The organism is Ectopseudomonas chengduensis, assembly GCF_900102635.1.
GTDB lineage: Bacteria > Pseudomonadota > Gammaproteobacteria > Pseudomonadales > Pseudomonadaceae > Aquipseudomonas > Aquipseudomonas chengduensis.
Genome location: NZ_FMZQ01000023.1, coordinates 12,673 through 29,875, shown reverse-complemented (window position 1 = coordinate 29,875; position 17,203 = coordinate 12,673). Strand labels below are relative to the sequence as shown.

Genomic DNA, 17,203 nt, shown 5'->3' with positions numbered 1-17,203 from the left:
CACATCGAACGCTTCTGAAGGCTCGTCAGCTCGAACGGCGACTGGCGAGCGTTGAGTCGATGCTCGCCGTAGTGAGTGGTCGCTCACTACGTAAAATCGGCAAATCTCACTGCCCGGCGATTTGCCTGTTTTACGTAGCGAGCACCGTTGCACGCGCGCAGCCTGAGTGCTCCCCCCGGCCAGGACGCCGCCATGCAACCGCGAATGACGCCACGCCAGCGCGCCCGCCAGGCCTCCCATGAGCAATTGCTGCAGCGGGTGCTGGAGCTTTTACCGCTGGTGGGCGGGCGCACGCCACGTCTGACCGAGCTATGTCGAATGGTAGGTGTCAGTGAACGGACCTTGCGCAGCGCCTTCGTGCATACGCTGGGCATGGCGCCGGCACGTTATCTGCGCCTGCGACGCCTGCACCTGCTGCGCGCCGCGCTGGCCATAGCCGATGGGCAACAGAGCAGCGTCGCGGCGATTGCACAGCCTTTCGGTTATACCGACTGCGGACGTATGGCCGCGGAGTACTACAGAGTTTTCGGCGAGTATCCCAGTACCACCTTGCAGCGACCGCTCAACGCGGGTTGAGCGGCCCGGCGAGCACGCGGCGACTGCGCAGTGATTGCGACGGCAACTCACCGAAATAGAGCCGGTACAAACCTGCGAAGCGACCGAAATCCCAGACCCCGAAACGCGCACAGATCTCGGTGAGGGTCTCATTGGCTTGTGCATGCACAATGGCCCGGCGGATCGCATGAAGACGATGCTGCATGAGATAGCGGTGCGGGCTCATGCCCAGGTAGCGGGTGAACAGATTGCGTAATGTGCGCTCCGAGGTGCTGCACGCCTGACACAGATCGGACATATGCAGCGGCGCATCCGGTGTCACCTCCAGCAGCTCCAGGGCACGGTGGAGAATCTGCTGATGCCCGGCGTGATTTCGCGGAGCCAGTGTCACCGGCAACAGGCTGTGAAACACCAGCGCCATCAACTCTGCCTGCGCTGCACGCTCGGCCGCCGGCACATGCAGGTCCTGCGGCGCACAGTGGTCGATGCGTAACAGACGCAGCGCCAGCCATATCAGCGGCGCCAGATCCTGTTGAGCCACACAGACCAGGTTGCGGGAAAGAATCGACAGATCGAACTCGTCTTCATGCTGCTGCGCCCAACGCAGTACCAGCTCGCACGACATGGCCACCGTCATCCAACTCGCAGGCTGGCTGGCATCGATGTGGAACATGGCTTCAGGCACCATCCAGCCGATCAATCGACGGTCAAGGCGCTTGCCGCCCAGTACCGTGCATTCGTGCCGGCTCAGTGGCAGGAAGATATTGAAGAAGCCCGGCAGGCCGACGCCACTGTAGACCGTGCCCGCCCCCTCGCGACCGAACATCAGCGCCACGCCATCGAGTTCGACGACACGTAAACGCCAGTCGCGCTGCTGCCGTGAACGCAGCAGATAACGGCCCTCTACCCCGTACAAGGCCTCCTCGAACTCATCGAAGTCGGCGCAGATCAACCTGCTCATCTTGCCCCCACAGCAAACGCTAGGCGCTTGGTATAGAACCACCTGGAATCAACAAGAGAAACCAGTGTAGAAGCATTCGCATCCGTTTGCCGTTCCAGTCATCTGCGCATTTCGCTCGCTACCCAATGATGTCTGTGCCTTGCAGCCGAGGCGCCCAGTCCTCGACCTCGGCTTTTTCCAGGCGTCGCTCCAGGGTTCTGCGCCAGGACGGCACCAGCGGCAGGGCCAGGCATTCACGCAACAGCTCGGGCTCCACGCGCTTGTCGAACAACACCGCCGAAAGACGGCTGAGCGGCCAATCGGCATGAATGCGCTCCACCACCTGTAGCCGATCTCCCACGCCAACCACGCCTTCCTGCAGAACCCGGTAATACCAACCGGTACGGCCGGACTGCTGCACCCTCAGCGCCAGGTTGGCAACGCCGAAGCGATCACTCAGTTTCCAGCACGGCATGCGCCCCTGGGAAACCTGCAGCAGGGCTGACCCCGCACGTATGAGGTCGCCCAGGCAGACGTCACCCTCGGTCCAGCCCGTGGTGCTGAAGTTTTCGCCGAAAGCACCGGGTTGCATCAGCAGTGGATGCTCGCCCAACTCGGCCAGCCAGGCGGCGTAGTGTTCGCGCGGATAGTGATGAATGGCTTTTTCCACGCCGCCATGCACCCGCAGGTCGCCCTGCTCGTCTCCGGCCAGCCCCAGCGTGGTCACCGCCAGGGCTTCCTGGCGTGGCACCTTGGCAATGCCGCTGCGCGAGCCAGGCCGGGTGAAAGGCTGGGCACGGCCGGTCAGCAATGCATCGAGTTGCAGGCTGTTCATGCGGCCTCCGGGGGCTGATGTTCGCGGCAGATCAAATTGGCATCGCTTGGCTGCAGCGGCTCCTGGGTCAGACCGCAGAACGGCTGGCCATCGACCTGCTGGTGAAAACGGCAGCTCCCACAGAGACCGAAGCCCGGCACATCGGTGTCGCGCTGAATTTCCCGCAGAAGATCGGTCAGCAGGGTTTTCAACTGCCCTGCCTGAGCCCCCAGGCGCGCTTCGCCTGCAGCGAGGAAATCCGGCGGCAGCAGCGCCTGCAGCAACGCCCAGGCCGGGTCGGTGAGCGCCAGGTGCACGCTGCGCTTATCGCGTGCGTCCTGCGTCTTGATGATCAACCCCTTGCCTTCCAGCGCCTTGAGCGACTGCGACACCGTGCCCTTGGTCAGGCCGAGGTAGTCGGTCACCCCCAGCGGTGTATTCGAATAGTGGTTGCAGCGCGCCAGGTACATCAGCGCACTGAGTTGGATGGGCTGCAACTCGGCCAGCAGCGGGTGCTGGCGAAACCAGATACGGGTCAGGCTGGAAAGTCTTTCGAGCAGATCGAAGAGAGTCGTGTCGGTCATGTATCACTCCTGTCGAAACATAGTATCGACTAAATACCATGTTGACAAAGATCGATTTGAGCGTAGTCTGTGATTCGGTATCGATTCGACACCAAATTGACGAACAGGAGATTGACCATGACTCAAGCACGCTTCTATCACGCCGGTTGCCCCGTCTGCGTATCGGCCGAACAGACCCTGTTGAACCTGCTGGCTCCGGAGGTGAAGGTGGAGATCGTTCACCTCGGCGAACAGGCCACCCGAGTGGCGGAAGCCGAACAGGCCGGGGTCAAGTCGGTCCCCGCACTGGTGGTCGACGGCCAGGTGCTGCACCTGAACTTCGGCGCCTCCATCGACGACCTGAAGTAACCCAGAGCGTGCGAGACGCCCTGCGGCGTCTCGCTCCCCAGCGAGGAGAAACGATATGAAAGTGAATGTTTTCGATACCCACGTACGCACGCGTGACGGCCGCTACCTGCACTTCGATGTACTGATCGAGGGTAACGACCAAGGGCGAGCCAACCAGTTCGCTCAGGACTGGATGGCCGAACGCGGCCTGCAAGGCGACGATATCGAACAAAGCCGCTGCCAGTTCTGCCACAGCGAGCCCGCACACCCCGAAGTCGCTGCGGCCATCAGCAGCAAAGGCTATTTCATCATTCCTCTGCAAGGCTGCTAGGAGAGACGAAATGAACGCGTATCACCCCTTGAACTGCGACCTGCACGACTACCTGGAAATTGCCTGCATGCATGGCTATCGCTTGCTGATCGAACGACTCGAAGGTCCGAGCTTCGAGGCAAGGGCGCTGACCACGCGCACGGCAGCCAGCAAGGAAGAATTTCTGGTGGTGCAAGGCGAAGCCGACCAGCAAGAGCTGCGCCTGGATTGGTTGCTGGCCATCACCCCGCTCAACACCGGCGCCAGCTTCGGCAGGATCGTGCTGGCTGACAGTTACTGCGCCGTCTGAACGCCTCTCGTCTGCCTGAAACCAGGTCGCATTGCATCCGAGGATGAATCACCCATGCCCATCTTCCGCCTCACCATCCGCCATGACGATCAATTGCTTGGCCATTTCGAGTCCGATCTGCCTGCGGCACTGCAGGCCATCCGGAAAATCGCTGCCAGCCTGAGCGCGTCAGGGTACAGTCTCGACCTGCTCGTGGCGCACAGCGAACGGCGTCTACTGGAAACTGGCCCTGACGGCGTGCGCATGATCAGCCGGGAGCCACTGTTCGCCCCTGCGCCTCTCGAGCAGTACCTGGACAGCTCCCCCTGACGAAATCACCTTGCACAGTGGATAGACGCGGCATGCAGCATTGCGATTACCTGATCATCGGCGCCGGCATTGCCGGCGCGTCCACCGGCTACTTCCTCGCCAGCCACGGCAGGACGCTGCTGCTCGAGCGCGAGGCGCAGCCCGGTTATCACGCCACCGGCCGCTCGGCCGCGCTCTACACCGTGGCCTACGGCACGCCACAGGTCCGCGCGCTGACGGCCGCCAGCCGCGCCTTTTACGATGCCCCGCCAGCCGGTTTCGCCGAGCATCCCTTGCTCATGCCGCGCGGCGAGCTGGTGGTGGATTTCAGTGGTGATGCCGCCGAGTTGCAGCGCCAGTACGCGCAAGCCCGCGAGCATGTCACCGAGGCTCGTCTGCTCGACGCTGACGAGGCCTGCGCGCTGGTTCCGGTGCTGCGCCGTGAGCTCGTGCATGGCGCACTGCTGGACCCCAGCGCCGCCGATATCGATACCGCGGCGCTGCACCAGGGTTACCTGCGTGGCATCCGCCAGCAAGGTGGGGAGATTCACTGCAACCGCGACGTGGTGTCGATCATGCGCCACGCTGGCGGCTGGCGGGTGGATTGCGCCGGGCACCGCTACAGCGCGGCCGTGCTGATCAATGCGGCCGGTGCCTGGTGCGATGAGATCGCGGGCCTGGCCGGCGTGCCGGGCATCGGCCTGCAACCCAAGCGTCGTGCGGCCTTCACCTTTGATGGTGCGCCGGGCGTCGACTGCCAGGCCTGGCCGGCGCTGGTGAGCCTGGATGAGTCCTTCTACTTCAAACCCGATGCCGGCCTGCTGCTGGGCTCACCGGCCAATGCCGACCCGGTGGCGCCGCATGACGTGCAACCGGAAGAGCTGGATATCGCACTGGGCATCCATCAGATCGAGGCACACACCACCCTGCAGATTCGCCGCCCGGCGCATACCTGGGCCGGCCTGCGCAGCTTCGTCGCCGACGGCGATCTGGTCGGCGGCTTCGACACTCACGCGGATGACTTCTTCTGGGTAGCAGCGCAGGGCGGCTACGGCATCCAGACCAGCGCGGCCATGGGCCAGGCCTGTGCGGCGCTGATCCGCCGGCAGCCGCTGCCGGAACACTTGGTAAAAGCCGGCCTTAACGAGGCGATACTCAGCCCAAGGCGCCTGCTGGGCTGAGCAGTTGGAAGGTTTTCAGCCGCCAGTGGCCTCGTTCTTTGAGGCCAACTGCCGCTCTCACACACTCAATTCATTACCCGATCCTGCCCTGGAATCAGGTTTCCACGCCCTGCTCGAGTGGTTTCTCGGGATCTTCCTGCTGTGCCTCGGTGTCCTGCTCCTTATCATCCTTGCCCAAGGCGCGATTGGTGGACTCCTGCAGAGAGTCCACCTGGCGGTTGACCTCATCGACCACTTCGCCGACCGACCCCTCGATCAGCGCCTGCGCTTCCTTCTTCGCCTCCTCCGCGAGTTTCTGCGCTGACTGTTCGGCCGCATCGCAGCCGACCAGAGTTATCAACGCCAGGCCCAGTGCGACAGGCGCAAGTCGGTTTTTCCAGTGTGTGTGCATCATGGCTCTCCAGTTTCGAGGACCCGGCCAGACGTTGTGCATAGCCGGGTTAAAGTCTGTGATCAGATCTGCGCGGGCGGCTGGCCACGGGTCTTGTACAGCGACAGCAGCACGCCACCGATCAGCAGGCCCAGGGTCACGCTCAGGGACACCACCGCCGGAATCTTGCCGATGATGCCGACCAGGAAGATCTTCGCGCCGATGAACACCAGCACCAGGGCCAGCGCGTACTTGAGGTAGGCGAAGCGGTGGATCAGCGCGGCCAGGGCGAAGTACAGGGCACGCAGGCCAAGGATGGCGAAGATGTTCGAGGTGTAGACGATGAACGGATCCTGGGTGATGGCGAAGATCGCCGGCACGCTGTCGATGGCGAACATCAGGTCGGCGCACTCGATCAGGATCAGCGCCAGGAACAGCGGCGTCACCCACAGCACGCTGCGTCCTTTGCCATCGTCCTGGCGCACGAAGAAGCGCTCGCCGTGCAGCTCGTCGGTCACGCGCAGGTGCTTGCGCAGGAACTTCACCAGCACGTTGTTTTCCAGGTCGGGGGTCGAATCCAGCTTGGTGAACAGCATCTTCACGCCAGTGAAGAACAGGAAGGCGCCGAATACATAGAGGATCCAGGCGAACTCGTGGATCAGCGCCGCGCCCAGGCCGATCATGATCGCCCGCAGCACCAGTACGCCCATGATCCCCCAGAACAGCACCTTGTGCTGGTACTGCCGCGGGATGGCGAGGAAGCTGAAGATCATGGCCATGAGAAACACGTTGTCCATCGACAGCGATTTCTCGATCAGGAAGCCGGTGACGTAATCCATGCTGGCGTCGCCGCCTTTCTGGAAGAACACCCAGACGCCGAACAACAGACCGGCCGTGATGTAGCCAGCAGACAGCAGTAGGCTCTCGCGCACACCGATTTCGCGATTATCGCGATGCAGCACGCCAAGGTCGAAGGCCAGCAGGGAGATGACGACAGCGATGAAGACCAGCCACAACCAGGTGGCCGTGCCGAGGAAGTCGGCGAAGAGAAACGGTTCTAGGGCAGTCATGAGCCCCTCCTACAGTCAGATTGAACAGACTGTGATTCCGACATCGCGGTGTTAACCGCCAGAGGGGCCCGGCATCACGGGCGCAAAGATACTCAGGCCAAGAATGCTGCTCAACGAGAAGATTTTTGCAAAGTATTTCCGGCTCTACGCCGCTACAGAGCCTGCTGCCGTCTTGTAGGAGCCAGCTTGCTGGCGATCAGCCGCCGGCACCAGGATCGCCCGCAAGCGGGCTCCTACGGGGTTCGCTGTTTATCCGAAGGTTTCAGAACAGTCCGAGCTGCCCGTCCACCAACCGCTCGAAGTCGCCGCCGACGAACGGCAGGATGGCATCGGCCACCGGCTTCAGCTGGCGGCTGATGTAATGCTCGTAGTCCACCGGCGACAGCAGACGCTCCAGCGGTTGCGGCCCGCCTGTGGTGATCAGATAGCTGATCCAGCCGCCACGCTGATATTGCAGCGGCCGGCCAAGACGCTGGTTGTGCTCGTCGGCCAGGCGCGCGGCGCGTACGTGCGGCGGCACGTTGCGCTGGTAGTCGTCGAGGCGCCGGCGCAAACGCTTGCGATAGACCAGCAGCTCGTCCAGCTCACCGGCCAGGGTGCGCTTCACGTAGTCGCGCACGAAGTCCTCGTAGGGCTGGTCAGCGAACACCAGTCGGTACAGTTCCTGCTGAAAGCGCTGGGCCAGCGGCGACCAATCGGTGCGTACCGTTTCCAGCCCTTTGAACACCATGCGCTCACTACCATCGGCGCTGAGTACCAAGCCGGCATAGCGCTTCTTGCTGCCCTCCTCGGTGCCGCGAATGGTGGGCATCAGAAAGCGCCGGTAATGGGTCTCGAATTGCAGCTCCAGGGCGCTGGTCAGACCGTACTCGTGCTGCAGATGTTCTCGCCACCAGGCGTTGACGCGCGCCACCAGCACACGACCGATGCGCGTCGCCTCATCCTCGTCATGGGCGCGGCCGAGCCAGACGAAGGTGGAGTCGGTATCGCCGTAAATCACCGCATGCCCCTCGGCTTCGATCAGCTCGCGCGTGCGTTTCATGATCTGGTGCCCGCGCAGGGTGATCGACGAGGCCAGGCGCGGGTCGAAGAAGCGGCAGCCACTGGAACCGAGCACACCATAGAAGGCGTTCATGATGATCTTCAGTGCCTGCGACAAGGCCGCGTTGCCCTCGCGCTTGGCCACTTCACGGCCCTGCCAGACGCGCTCGACGATGGCCGGCAGGCAATGTCGGGTACGCGAGAAACGCGCGCCGCGAAAGCCTTCCACCGAGTGTTCGTCATCCGGCTGGTGCAGCCCTTCGACCAGGCCCAGCGGGTCGATCAGGAAGCTGCGGATGATCGACGGATACAGGCTCTTGTAGTCCAGTACCAACACCGAGTCGTACAGGCCGGGGCGCGAGTCCATGACGAAACCGCCGGGGCTGTTCTCGCCACGAATATCGCCGAGATTAGGCGCGACGAAGCCCAGGCGGTGCATAGGCGGCAGGTACAGGTGGGTGAAAGCCGCTACCGAGCCGCCGCTGCGGTCGGCCGCCAGCCCAGTGACGCTGGAGCGCTCCAGCAGGAAGGCTAGCAGGTCGGTATGAGCGAAGATGCGCGTGACCAACTCGCAGTCCTTGAGGTTGTAGAGGGCCAGCGCCGGCTTGTCCTCGTCGAACATGCGCTGGATCTCGTCCATGCGCGCATAGGGCGTGTCTATCGCCTTGCCCTCACCGAGCAGGGTCTGCGCCACCGACTCGAGGCTGAACGAGGGGAAACTCCAGGTCGCCGAACGCAGCGCCTCGATGCCATCGATGATCAACCGTCCGGCCGCCTCGGCGAAATAGTGCTGGCTACTGTTGTGCTGGCGCCAGCCCATCACGTCGCCACCACGCCCCAGCAGCAGCGGCACCTTCAGTTGCTCAGCGTGATCGCGCAGCACCCGCAGGTCGAATTGCACCAGGTTCCAACCGATGATGGCGTCCGGATCATGCCGCTGCAGCCAGGCATTCAGGCGCTCGAGCAGCGCCTTGCGGCTGTCGCAGTACTCCAGGTCGAAGTCGACGCTGCTGGCGTCGCCATTGGCCGGGCCGAGCATGTACACCTGGCGCTGGCCGCAGCCCTCCAGGGCGATGGAATACAGCTCGCCACGGGCGCTGGTCTCGATATCCAGCGACACCAGGCGCAGCATCGGACGGTAATCGGCGGCGGGCTTGAGCGACTTGCACAGTAGGCTGCCGTCCGGCTGCTCGATACCCTCGAAGAGCACGCTGGCGGTGATAAAGCGCTCCATCAGGTAGCGATCCGGCGGGCGAATATCGGCCTCGTAGACGTCGACGCCGACCTGTCGCAGCTTCTTCTCCAACTGCAGCAACTGGCGGTACTGGCGGCAATACAGGCCCAGCACCGGGCGGCGTTTGAAGTCGCGCAAGGCCAGTTCGCGCAGCTCGACGCCCTTCTCATTACGCAACAACGGCTCGACCCAGGCGCGCTGCTCGGCGGGGATAAAGGCCAACGTCTCCTGGCACGGCAGGCGTATCTGACGCGGGCCGGCATCGGTCGCCAGCCAGAAGGCCACCTCGGTGCCCTCCGGCGTATCGCGCCAATGGCGGCTGAGCACGAAGCCTTGCTGGGGTTGCGTCATCGGGATTGGGCTACGGATTCAAACTCGGTGCTTATGGGCTACTTGTGGGAGGGGCTTTAGCCGCGACCGTCGCTGCTAAAGCCCCTCCCACAGGGCATGTACTTCAAACTGGCCGACCATTCTACGCCAGCGGTTACAATGGCGCCTTTTCCGCGGAACAACGCGATGAGTCACACACCTGCCTACGGCACCGGCGATGCCTCCTACCAGGCCGCCGGCGGCATCGACGGCCTGCGCCGCCTGGTCGACGACTTCTACCGGCTGATGGACGAACGCCCCGAGGCCGCTGCCCTGCGCGCCCTTCACCCTGCCGATCTGAGCGCCTCACGCGACAAGCTGGCGTGCTTTCTCAGCGGCTGGCTGGGCGGCCCACGCCTGTTTGCCGAAAAATACGGCAGCATCAGCATCCCGGCCTTCCATGCCCAATGGCCAATCGACCAGGCGCTGGCGGAAAGCTGGCTGAGCTGCATGGCCGGCGCCATCGCTCTACAGAGTTATGCGCCGACCTTCGCCGACTACCTGCTGACCCAGCTGCGCGTACCCGCTGAACGCTCCGTGCAGGCCAGCCAAAACCGTCACCGCAAGGAAACCTGACATGACTGACAAACTGATCATCGAAGACCTGCAACCCGGCAACGGCAAGGCCGTGGTCAAGGGCGCCCTGATCACCACCCAATATCGCGGCTGGCTGGCCGACGGCAGCGAGTTCGACTCGTCCTGGTCGCGCGGCAAGCCGTTCCAGTGCGTGATAGGCACTGGCCGGGTGATCAAGGGCTGGGATCAGGGCCTGATGGGCATGCAGGTCGGCGGCAAGCGCAAGCTGCAGGTGCCGGCGCATCTGGGTTATGGCGAGCGCAGCATGGGCGCGATTCCGCCCAACTCCGACCTGACCTTCGAAATCGAGCTGCTGGAAGTGCTGACCCGCGATGACTGACACGCCACTCGCCGTCCTGCGCGAGCACCTGCTGCAGGCACTGGAAAACCACCCCGGCATCGAAACGCGCCGCCTGTTCCATGGCCGTGGCCGCTGCTGGCCAGGACTGGAGCAGATCACCGTCGACTGGTTGTCCGGCATCGTCCTGGTGATGCTGTTCCGCGAACCATCGCCAGCGCTGCGACCGCTGCTCATGGAACTGCTGGAAACGCCGCAATGGCAGGCCAGCGGCGCGCGCGCCCTACTGCTGCAGCACCGTTATGTACACGGCAGCGAGAGCGAATGGTTGGCCGGCGAGCCGCAGGCGCAATGGCCCATCATCGAGGACAGCCTGCACTACCTGCTCGACCTGGGCAGCAAGCAGAACAGCGGGCTGTTCCTCGATATGCGCCTGGGCCGCCAGTGGGTGCGCGAACAGGCCGCCGGCAAGCGCGTGCTCAACCTGTTCGCCTACACCTGCGGCTTCTCCATCGCGGCCATCGCCGGCGGTGCCGCGCACGTGGTCAACCTAGACATGGCGCGCGCAGCCCTGTCACGCGGGCGTGAAAACCACCGCCTGAACGGGCATGACCTGAGCCGGGTGGAATTTCTCGGTCACGAGCTGTTCAAGTCCTGGGGCAAAGTGCGCAAAAGCGGGCCATACGATCTGGTGATCATCGACCCGCCGAGCTTTCAGAAAGGCAGCTTCGCCCTCACCCAGGACTACGCCAAGATTCTCCGTCGCCTACCCGAGTTGCTGACCGAGCACGGCATCGTGCTGGCCTGCGTCAATGACCCGGATATCGGCCCGGACTTTCTCATTGAGGGCATGGCCGCCGAAGCACCGCAACTGCGCTTCGTCGAGCGCCTGGACAACCCGCCGGAGTTTCCCGATATATCGCCCGAGAGCGGCCTGAAGGCGCTGGTGTTCCAACAGGGATAAACCTGTGGGAGGGGCTTTAGCCGCGACATGAACAGATCGCGGCTAAAGCCCCTCCTACAATCCGGCTAGCGAATACCCAGCCGCTTGGCCAAACGGCTGAGGTTGGCACGATCCACACCCAGCTCACGCGCCGCATCGGCCCATTTGCCCTGATGGCGCGCCAGGCACTGCTCGATCAGTTGGCGCTGAAAAACATCCACCGCCGCACGCAGCTCCAGGCCTGCCGGAGGTAGATCAATGGGCGCCAGCACATCGTCTGAGGCAGCCATCGCCTGGGCCGTCGGCAAATCCAGGTCCTGCACATCCAGACTGAGAATGCGCGGGCGCTCGCCGTGACGCGCCAGTGCCTTGATCGCCGCACGGCCAATCAGGTGTTCCAGTTCACGCACGTTGCCCGGCCAATCATGACCGAGCAGCGCCTTCTGCGCCTCAGGGCTCAGGCGTAGGCTGCGCAGCCCGAGCCGAGCGCGGTTCTCTTCGAGGAAGTAGCCGGCCAGCAACAGCACATCGCGACCACGTTCGCGCAGCGGCGGCACCGGCAACGGGTAAACGCTCAGGCGGTGATACAGGTCGGCACGAAAGCGTCCGGCGCGCACCTCAGCCGCCAGGTCGCGGTTGGTGGCGGCGATCACCCGCACGTCGACGCGGTGTTCGCGATCCGAACCAACCCGCTGCAACTGCCCACTCTGCAGCACGCGCAGCAGCTTGGCCTGGATCGCCAGCGGCAGTTCACCCACTTCGTCGAGAAACAGGCTGCCGCCATCGGCCAGCTCGAACTTGCCGCTGCGCTCGCTCATGGCCCCGGAGAAGGCGCCGCGTACATGGCCAAACAGTTCGCTCTCCACCAGCGCATCGGGTAACGCCGCGCAGTTGATGCTGACCAGCGGACGCTGCGCCCGCGGCGAGGCGGCGTGGATCGCCTCGGCCACCAACTCCTTGCCGACCCCGGTCTCGCCGGTGATCAGCACGGTCAGCGGGCTGTCACCGACCAGGCGAATCTCGTCCTGCAGCTTGCGCAGCGCCGCGCTCTGCCCCACCAGCTCGCGCGGTTGCTGCCGCGCCTGTTTGTACAGCTCGGTGAGCTGGCGCTCAGCCTCGACCCGCTGCGCCAGGCCGCTGATGCGCTGGCTGACCTTGACCGTGGCCGCGGCCAGGCTGGCAAAGGCCTCGAGGCTGTCCAGATCGAGCCGACCGAAACTGGCCGGGTCGAGCGAATCCAGGGTCAGCAGGCCCCAGAGCTGCTCGTCCAGGTACAGCGGGCAACCGAGGCAGTCGTGCACTTCCAGGTGGCCATGCAGCCCCTCGACCAGGCCGTCGTAGGGGTCAGGCAGGCCGCAGTCGGCAGCGAAACGCGTCGGTCCGGCGTGCTCCAGCAACGCAGCCAGACGCGGATGCTCGCTGACTCTGAAGCGCCGTCCCAGGGTATCGGCACTCAGCCCCTCGACCGCCAGGGGCACCAGAATTTCGCCATCGAGTCGCAGCAGCGCCACGGCATCGCAAGGGAACAACTGACGCAAGGCCGCGAGCAGGCGGCGATAACGCTCGCCATCATCCAGCTCGCGAGACAGATCGGCGACCAGAGGAATAAGAGTTTCCAGCAGAGGATTAGCGGTCATTTCGACTACTCAAAGTCTTTATGACTCACACGCGATGCGAGTCATTAGCACAACAAAATAAATAAGCCACTGATTTTTAAGGATTATTTAGTTGGCACACTTACTGATAGGTATCGATCGCTAACGCTAGCACGCCACAACTGGCCAGACGAGCCACACCGGCGCCTTCAGGGCGCCTCTAAAAACGTAGTCGAGGCAGTCAGCACAAGGCAAAAACAAGCGAAAAAGCGGAGTTTACGAGCTGTAAATGAGCATTTTGAGCTTGTTTTTAACGCAGTGATGACAACGTAGATAGTTTTTAGAGGTGCTCTTCATTTGCCTTGCGGAGATCCCCCCATGCTGACCAATGCTCAACGCGACCTGATCAAAGCCACCGTGCCCCTGCTGGAAAGCGGCGGCGAGGCGCTGACCACGTACTTCTATCGGATGATGCTCAGCGAACACCCAGAGGTACGCCCGCTGTTCAACCAGGCCCACCAGGCCAGCGGCGACCAGCCACGTGCCCTGGCGGGCGGCGTGCTGATGTACGCCCGCCATATCGACCGTCTCGAAGCCCTCGGCCCGCTGGTGCGTCAGGTGGTGAACAAACACGTGGCCCTGCAGATTCTCCCCGAGCACTACCCCATCGTTGGCGGCTGCCTGCTGCGCGCGATCCGCGAGGTGCTGGGTGCCGAGATCGCCACCGATGCCGTGATCGATGCCTGGGCCGTGGCTTACCAGCAACTGGCCGATATTTTCATCGGCGCCGAAGAGCAGCTCTATACCGAGAATGCAGCGGCGCCGGGCGGCTGGCGCGGCGCACGCAGCTTCCGCGTGGCGCGCAAGGTGGTAGAGAGCGCCGAGATCACCTCCTTCCACCTGGTGCCGGTCGACGGCGGCGCCCTGCTCGACCATCAACCCGGCCAGTACATCGGCATGCGCCTGCTGCTGGATGGCGAAGAAGTGCGCCGTAACTACTCGCTGTCGGCTCTGGCCAACGGTCGCGAATACCGCATCAGCGTCAAGCGCGAGGTCGGCGGTCGTGTCTCCAATCATCTGCACGATAAGGTTCAGGTCGGCGACGAACTCGAACTGTTCCCACCGTCTGGCGAGTTCACCCTGAGCGCCTCGGACAAACCGCTGGCCCTGATCAGTGCCGGCGTCGGCATCACCCCGGCGCTGGCCATGCTCGACGCGGCGCGGCACAGCGGCCGTCCCATCCACTTCATCCACTGCGCGCGCAATGCCGAGGTGCATGCTTTCCGCGACTGGGTCGATGCCCATGCCGCCGAGCATCCGCAGATTCGCCACTACGTCTGCTACAGCGAACCGCGCGAGGGTGACAGGGCCGACGCCAGCGGTTTTCTGAGCCGCGATCTGCTGGAGCAATGGCTGCCGGCCGAGCGCGATCTGGACGCCTACTTCCTCGGCCCGAAACCCTTCATGGCGCAGGTCAAGCGTCATCTGCAGGCGCTGGGCGTTCCCGCCGAGCAAAGCCGCTACGAATTCTTCGGCCCGGCTTCGGCACTGGATAGCTGATCAATCAGGAGGTAAACCATGTATCCGCTCAATCTTCCACCTGTGCAGATTCTTCATCTGTCCAGCCAACTGCTCTGGAGCGGCCTGATTCTGCTGCTCGTCGGACTGGTCGCGGCCTACGGCCTGGAGAAGCACCTGAATGTACCGACACTGGTATTGGCCCACAGCCTGACACTGATCGGTCCGAGCGTACTGAAGATCGGCTACGTGCTGCGTCTGATCGCACAGGAGCGCCTGAACGACAGGGCATGTGCTCATGCAGTTGCTTGATCGCCAGCAGGCCCTGGCCATTGCGCCGCTCTGGCGCCTTGGCTTTCGGCCGTTCTTCCTCGCTGGCGCCCTGTTCGCCCTGCTCGCCGTCGCCCTCTGGGCGGCGGCGCTGCACGGCCTGACAAACCCTGCGGTGCCCGGCGGCATGCTGGCCTGGCATCGCCATGAAATGCCCTTCGGCTTCGGCCTGGCGATCATCGCCGGCTTCCTGCTCACGGCTGTACAGAACTGGACGGGCCGCCCCGGCCTCAGCGGGCGGCCGTTGATCGCGCTGTTCGGCTTGTGGCTGACGGCGCGTCTGGCCTGGTTCGCACCCGTACCGCTGCACCTGCTGATCGCCGTGCAACTGGCCTTTATCGGTCTGCTCATCACGCAGATGGCGCGCCAGCTGATCGCAGCGAGGCAGCGTAACAACTACCCGATCCTGCTGGTCCTGAGCCTGCTCGCACTATGCCAGTCACTCACTCTCGCCGGCCTGGCAATGGGTGACGACGACCTGCAACGCCGGGGAGCGCTGGCCGCCCTGTGGCTGATTGCGGTAATGCTGAGCCTGATCGGTGGCCGCGTGATCCCCTTCTTCACTCAGCGCGGCCTGGGGCGGGCCGAGGCCTTCGCCGCCCATCCCTGGCTGGACCGTCTGCTGCTGGCCTGCGGCGTGCTGGTCGCGGCGCTGTTCGCCAGCGGGCACAACCTGCAGGCCCGCCCATGGCTGGCCGCACCGTTCATCCTGCTGAGCGCGCTGCACGGCCTGCGCCTGTGGCGCTGGTACCTGCCAGGCATCTGGCGCGTGCCGCTGCTGTGGTCGTTGCATCTGGCCTACGCCTGGCTTTTGCTGGCCACACTCGGCATGGCCGCCTGGCACCTGGGCTGGCTGGCGCAACCCAGCCTGGCCAGCCACGCGCTGGGGGTGGGTGCGATGGGCGGGCTGATCCTGGCGATGATGGCGCGGGTCAGCCTCGGCCACACCGGCCGCGCGCTGCAACCGCCAAAAGCAATGCGCTGGGCCTTCGGCCTGCTCAATCTGGGCGCGCTGATTCGGGTCACATGCGGTGGCGGGTGGCTATGGTTGGCAGCGCTTTGCTGGGGCGTGGCCTTCGCCCTGTTCGCCTGGCATTACGCGCCGATGCTGTGTCGGGCGCGGGTGGATGGGCATCCGGGGTGAAATGCCTGGTGCGATCAAACGGCTAGACCGTAGCCTGGATGCAATCCGGGGCAACGATTTCCCGGATTGCATCCGGGCTACGTTTTTAAAGCAATGACATCAATCGACCAGCGTGCAGGCCATCACCAACGCGTCTTCGCGTCCGCCGACTGCCGGGTAGTAATCGCGACGGCGTCCCACTTCATTGAAGCCGAAACGCTCGTACAGTCGGTAGGCACTCTGATTACTGGCGCGCACTTCGAGGAAGCATTCGCGCCCACCCAGTTCAAAGGCCTCTTTCATCAAGTGCTCGAGCAGACGCAAACCGAGGCCGCGGCCCTGGCTTTCCGGCTTGACGGTGATATTGAGCAGGTGCGCTTCGTCGAGGATCAGGTTGATCACACCGTGACCGACCTGCTGATTGCCCTCGAACATCAGCCAGCAGTTATAGGACTTGAGGCTGTCGGTGAAGATGCCGCGCGTCCAGGGGTGGCTGAAGGCGGCGTATTCGATTTTCAGCACGGCATCGAGATCCGCCTCGGTCATCGGGCGGAAGGAAATCGCATCGCTCATTAAGGGAAACTCGGGCGCAAAGACGGGGGTTCTCAGGAATGTGCAGGCGTCAGCCAGCGCTGGCGAACGCGCCGCATGGCCTGCCAGAGTTCGCGCTTGCGCGCTGGTTCTTCCATCAGCAGCTCCAGCCCCGGCAGCGCCCAGCAAGCGCCAAGACCTTCGACCTGCAGTTCGCAGTTGTAGCTGTGCTCGTCGCCTTCGCCGGCAAAGCGAATGGCCGGCAGACCAACCAGCCACAGACAGGTGCTCGGCTGTTCTTCGAGGCGCGCAGCGACGAAGCTCTGCACGAACTCCAGCGCCGCTTGCGGGCCCTGATCCATATTGCCGCGCACCAGCAGCGGCCAGCGCACTGGCTCACCGAGCAGTTGCGGGCTATCCGGCAAGCCGGCGGCGCGCAGCAGATCCTTGAGCAGGATGTAGGCTGGATCGCGGCTCTGGAATGGCTGGCCGGTGGGCAGCTCCACCAACAGGGCGCAATCGCCGGCTCGCAGCAACTGCAGGGAAAAACGCGGCGGCGGAGCACTGACCCGAGCCGGCTTTTCCTCGACAGGTTCCGGCTCCGCCACCGGTTCGACAGCCGCCTGGCGCGGCTGGGCGCCCGGGCGCGGAATCTCGATCTTCGGCCGCTCGACCGGCGCTTCACGCACGGCAGCCGGAGTGACGGCAACAGGCTCTGGCACAGGCTCGAACGCTTCCTCCTGCTGCGGCTCAAGCAGCTCCAGACGCGACGCTGCCGCGAAGGGCAGTTCGGTACGCGGCAGCCAAGTGGCCACCTGCATGGCGTCGAGGTAGGCGCGACGGCGCTGTTCGGGAATCACAGGCGCTCCAGAGAGAGGATTTTCAACAGGGGCGGA

The 17,203-nt window shown here is 63.9% G+C and carries 21 protein-coding genes; 12 read left to right on the top strand and 9 right to left on the bottom strand.

Annotation, left to right across the window (positions count from 1 at the left end; all coding sequences use genetic code 11):
* Nucleotides 1–192 precede the first annotated feature (192 nt).
* On the top strand, nucleotides 193–576 hold the full coding sequence (locus BLS08_RS24425; RefSeq protein WP_082469367.1) for a helix-turn-helix domain-containing protein: 384 nt from the start codon (nucleotides 193–195) through the stop codon (nucleotides 574–576).
* On the opposite strand, the gene BLS08_RS24420 is transcribed toward BLS08_RS24425, so the two are convergent.
* The 3 genes from BLS08_RS24420 to BLS08_RS24410 form a co-directional block, all read right to left on the bottom strand.
* Entirely contained in the window at nucleotides 563–1,516 is a 954-nt protein-coding gene (locus BLS08_RS24420) for a helix-turn-helix domain-containing protein (RefSeq protein ID WP_055984836.1), read from the bottom strand. The two genes, BLS08_RS24425 and BLS08_RS24420, sit on opposite strands and share 14 nt — an antisense overlap.
* 118 nt (nucleotides 1,517–1,634) lie before the next feature.
* On the bottom strand, nucleotides 1,635–2,330 hold the full coding sequence (locus BLS08_RS24415; RefSeq protein WP_017675258.1) for an MOSC domain-containing protein: 696 nt from the start codon (nucleotides 2,328–2,330) through the stop codon (nucleotides 1,635–1,637).
* On the bottom strand, nucleotides 2,327–2,893 hold the full coding sequence (locus tag BLS08_RS24410) for a MarR family winged helix-turn-helix transcriptional regulator (protein WP_055984833.1): 567 nt from the start codon (nucleotides 2,891–2,893) through the stop codon (nucleotides 2,327–2,329). Before BLS08_RS24410 ends, BLS08_RS24415 begins: the two co-directional genes overlap by 4 nt.
* A gap of 117 nt (nucleotides 2,894–3,010) precedes the next feature.
* On the opposite strand from BLS08_RS24410, the gene BLS08_RS24405 reads away from it, so the two are divergent.
* Genes BLS08_RS24405 through BLS08_RS24385 form a run of 5 tightly spaced genes read left to right on the top strand, consistent with a single transcriptional unit; the run spans nucleotide 3,011 to nucleotide 5,309 of the window.
* Nucleotides 3,011–3,241, top strand: a complete 231-nt coding sequence (locus BLS08_RS24405; RefSeq protein WP_017675260.1) for a thioredoxin family protein — start codon at nucleotides 3,011–3,013, stop codon at nucleotides 3,239–3,241.
* A gap of 55 nt (nucleotides 3,242–3,296) precedes the next feature.
* Nucleotides 3,297–3,551 (top strand): DUF2024 family protein, encoded by a 255-nt coding sequence (locus BLS08_RS24400; RefSeq protein WP_017675261.1) that lies wholly within the window; start codon nucleotides 3,297–3,299, stop codon nucleotides 3,549–3,551.
* A 10-nt stretch (nucleotides 3,552–3,561) separates the two neighbouring features.
* The gene (locus tag BLS08_RS24395; RefSeq protein ID WP_017675262.1) at nucleotides 3,562–3,840 is read left to right on the top strand and encodes a Rho-binding antiterminator; all 279 of its coding nucleotides are present in this window, start codon (nucleotides 3,562–3,564) and stop codon (nucleotides 3,838–3,840) included.
* A gap of 54 nt (nucleotides 3,841–3,894) precedes the next feature.
* Complete coding sequence (locus BLS08_RS24390; RefSeq protein ID WP_017675263.1) at nucleotides 3,895–4,149, top strand: hypothetical protein; 255 nt, start codon at nucleotides 3,895–3,897, stop codon at nucleotides 4,147–4,149.
* Between the two features lie 32 nt (nucleotides 4,150–4,181).
* The gene (locus tag BLS08_RS24385) at nucleotides 4,182–5,309 is read left to right on the top strand and encodes an NAD(P)/FAD-dependent oxidoreductase (RefSeq protein ID WP_017675264.1); all 1,128 of its coding nucleotides are present in this window, start codon (nucleotides 4,182–4,184) and stop codon (nucleotides 5,307–5,309) included.
* 94 nt (nucleotides 5,310–5,403) lie between these two features.
* Here BLS08_RS24385 and BLS08_RS24380 read toward each other — a convergent pair whose 3' ends face one another.
* The 3 genes from BLS08_RS24380 to BLS08_RS24370 all read right to left on the bottom strand — a co-directional run bounded on the left by BLS08_RS24380 (nucleotide 5,404) and on the right by BLS08_RS24370 (nucleotide 9,375).
* Nucleotides 5,404–5,700, bottom strand: a complete 297-nt coding sequence (locus BLS08_RS24380; protein ID WP_017675265.1) for a hypothetical protein — start codon at nucleotides 5,698–5,700, stop codon at nucleotides 5,404–5,406.
* A gap of 62 nt (nucleotides 5,701–5,762) precedes the next feature.
* A complete protein-coding gene (locus BLS08_RS24375) occupies nucleotides 5,763–6,749 on the bottom strand; it encodes a TerC family protein (RefSeq protein WP_017675266.1) in 987 nt (328 codons plus the stop codon).
* A gap of 262 nt (nucleotides 6,750–7,011) precedes the next feature.
* Nucleotides 7,012–9,375, bottom strand: a complete 2,364-nt coding sequence (locus tag BLS08_RS24370; protein ID WP_017675267.1) for a DNA polymerase II — start codon at nucleotides 9,373–9,375, stop codon at nucleotides 7,012–7,014.
* 165 nt (nucleotides 9,376–9,540) lie between these two features.
* Between BLS08_RS24370 and BLS08_RS24365 the strand changes: the two genes are divergently transcribed.
* From BLS08_RS24365 to BLS08_RS24355, 3 genes are read left to right on the top strand one after another with little or no spacing between them, the layout of a single operon-like run.
* Nucleotides 9,541–9,969: a group II truncated hemoglobin gene (locus BLS08_RS24365; protein ID WP_017675268.1), complete on the top strand. Its 429-nt coding sequence runs from the start codon at nucleotides 9,541–9,543 to the stop codon at nucleotides 9,967–9,969.
* 1 nt (nucleotide 9,970) lies between these two features.
* Nucleotides 9,971–10,309 (top strand): FKBP-type peptidyl-prolyl cis-trans isomerase, encoded by a 339-nt coding sequence (locus BLS08_RS24360; protein ID WP_017675269.1) that lies wholly within the window; start codon nucleotides 9,971–9,973, stop codon nucleotides 10,307–10,309.
* On the top strand, nucleotides 10,302–11,231 hold the full coding sequence (locus BLS08_RS24355; RefSeq protein ID WP_017675270.1) for a class I SAM-dependent methyltransferase: 930 nt from the start codon (nucleotides 10,302–10,304) through the stop codon (nucleotides 11,229–11,231). The genes BLS08_RS24360 and BLS08_RS24355 overlap by 8 nt, the downstream gene beginning before the upstream one ends.
* 65 nt (nucleotides 11,232–11,296) lie before the next feature.
* On the opposite strand, the gene norR is transcribed toward BLS08_RS24355, so the two are convergent.
* Nucleotides 11,297–12,847 (bottom strand): nitric oxide reductase transcriptional regulator NorR, encoded by a 1,551-nt coding sequence (gene norR / locus BLS08_RS24350; RefSeq protein ID WP_017675271.1) that lies wholly within the window; start codon nucleotides 12,845–12,847, stop codon nucleotides 11,297–11,299.
* 336 nt (nucleotides 12,848–13,183) lie between these two features.
* Between norR and hmpA the strand changes: the two genes are divergently transcribed.
* From hmpA to BLS08_RS24335, 3 genes are read left to right on the top strand one after another with little or no spacing between them, the layout of a single operon-like run.
* The gene (hmpA, locus tag BLS08_RS24345) at nucleotides 13,184–14,365 is read left to right on the top strand and encodes an NO-inducible flavohemoprotein (RefSeq protein WP_017675272.1); all 1,182 of its coding nucleotides are present in this window, start codon (nucleotides 13,184–13,186) and stop codon (nucleotides 14,363–14,365) included.
* 18 nt (nucleotides 14,366–14,383) lie between these two features.
* On the top strand, nucleotides 14,384–14,635 hold the full coding sequence (locus BLS08_RS24340) for a hypothetical protein (protein WP_017675273.1): 252 nt from the start codon (nucleotides 14,384–14,386) through the stop codon (nucleotides 14,633–14,635).
* Nucleotides 14,622–15,797, top strand: a complete 1,176-nt coding sequence (locus BLS08_RS24335; RefSeq protein WP_017675274.1) for an NnrS family protein — start codon at nucleotides 14,622–14,624, stop codon at nucleotides 15,795–15,797. Before BLS08_RS24340 ends, BLS08_RS24335 begins: the two co-directional genes overlap by 14 nt.
* Nucleotides 15,798–15,896: 99 nt before the next feature.
* Here BLS08_RS24335 and rimI read toward each other — a convergent pair whose 3' ends face one another.
* Nucleotides 15,897–16,349, bottom strand: coding sequence for a ribosomal protein S18-alanine N-acetyltransferase (gene rimI, locus BLS08_RS24330; protein ID WP_017675275.1), 453 nt, complete (start codon nucleotides 16,347–16,349; stop codon nucleotides 15,897–15,899).
* A 32-nt stretch (nucleotides 16,350–16,381) separates the two neighbouring features.
* On the bottom strand, nucleotides 16,382–17,167 hold the full coding sequence (locus BLS08_RS24325) for a hypothetical protein (RefSeq protein ID WP_017675276.1): 786 nt from the start codon (nucleotides 17,165–17,167) through the stop codon (nucleotides 16,382–16,384).
* Nucleotides 17,168–17,203: the final 36 nt, after the last annotated feature.

Excerpts from the sequence above, each read along its gene's own strand:
- BLS08_RS24425 (WP_082469367.1), top strand. The coding sequence starts at position 193 with ATGCAACCGCGAATGACGCCACGCCAGCGCGCCCGCCAGGCCTCCCAT.
- BLS08_RS24400 (WP_017675261.1), top strand. The coding sequence starts at position 3,297 with ATGAAAGTGAATGTTTTCGATACCCACGTACGCACGCGTGACGGCCGC.
- BLS08_RS24390 (WP_017675263.1), top strand. The coding sequence starts at position 3,895 with ATGCCCATCTTCCGCCTCACCATCCGCCATGACGATCAATTGCTTGGC.
- BLS08_RS24340 (WP_017675273.1), top strand. The coding sequence starts at position 14,384 with ATGTATCCGCTCAATCTTCCACCTGTGCAGATTCTTCATCTGTCCAGC.
- hmpA (WP_017675272.1), top strand. The coding sequence starts at position 13,184 with ATGCTGACCAATGCTCAACGCGACCTGATCAAAGCCACCGTGCCCCTG.
- BLS08_RS24385 (WP_017675264.1), top strand. The coding sequence starts at position 4,182 with ATGCAGCATTGCGATTACCTGATCATCGGCGCCGGCATTGCCGGCGCG.
- norR (WP_017675271.1), bottom strand. The coding sequence starts at position 12,847 with ATGACCGCTAATCCTCTGCTGGAAACTCTTATTCCTCTGGTCGCCGAT.
- BLS08_RS24380 (WP_017675265.1), bottom strand. The coding sequence starts at position 5,700 with ATGCACACACACTGGAAAAACCGACTTGCGCCTGTCGCACTGGGCCTG.
- BLS08_RS24395 (WP_017675262.1), top strand. The coding sequence starts at position 3,562 with ATGAACGCGTATCACCCCTTGAACTGCGACCTGCACGACTACCTGGAA.
- BLS08_RS24415 (WP_017675258.1), bottom strand. The coding sequence starts at position 2,330 with ATGAACAGCCTGCAACTCGATGCATTGCTGACCGGCCGTGCCCAGCCT.
- BLS08_RS24365 (WP_017675268.1), top strand. The coding sequence starts at position 9,541 with ATGAGTCACACACCTGCCTACGGCACCGGCGATGCCTCCTACCAGGCC.
- BLS08_RS24375 (WP_017675266.1), bottom strand. The coding sequence starts at position 6,749 with ATGACTGCCCTAGAACCGTTTCTCTTCGCCGACTTCCTCGGCACGGCC.
- BLS08_RS24405 (WP_017675260.1), top strand. The coding sequence starts at position 3,011 with ATGACTCAAGCACGCTTCTATCACGCCGGTTGCCCCGTCTGCGTATCG.
- rimI (WP_017675275.1), bottom strand. The coding sequence starts at position 16,349 with ATGAGCGATGCGATTTCCTTCCGCCCGATGACCGAGGCGGATCTCGAT.
- BLS08_RS24335 (WP_017675274.1), top strand. The coding sequence starts at position 14,622 with ATGCAGTTGCTTGATCGCCAGCAGGCCCTGGCCATTGCGCCGCTCTGG.
- BLS08_RS24360 (WP_017675269.1), top strand. The coding sequence starts at position 9,971 with ATGACTGACAAACTGATCATCGAAGACCTGCAACCCGGCAACGGCAAG.
- BLS08_RS24420 (WP_055984836.1), bottom strand. The coding sequence starts at position 1,516 with ATGAGCAGGTTGATCTGCGCCGACTTCGATGAGTTCGAGGAGGCCTTG.
- BLS08_RS24355 (WP_017675270.1), top strand. The coding sequence starts at position 10,302 with ATGACTGACACGCCACTCGCCGTCCTGCGCGAGCACCTGCTGCAGGCA.
- BLS08_RS24370 (WP_017675267.1), bottom strand. The coding sequence starts at position 9,375 with ATGACGCAACCCCAGCAAGGCTTCGTGCTCAGCCGCCATTGGCGCGAT.
- BLS08_RS24410 (WP_055984833.1), bottom strand. The coding sequence starts at position 2,893 with ATGACCGACACGACTCTCTTCGATCTGCTCGAAAGACTTTCCAGCCTG.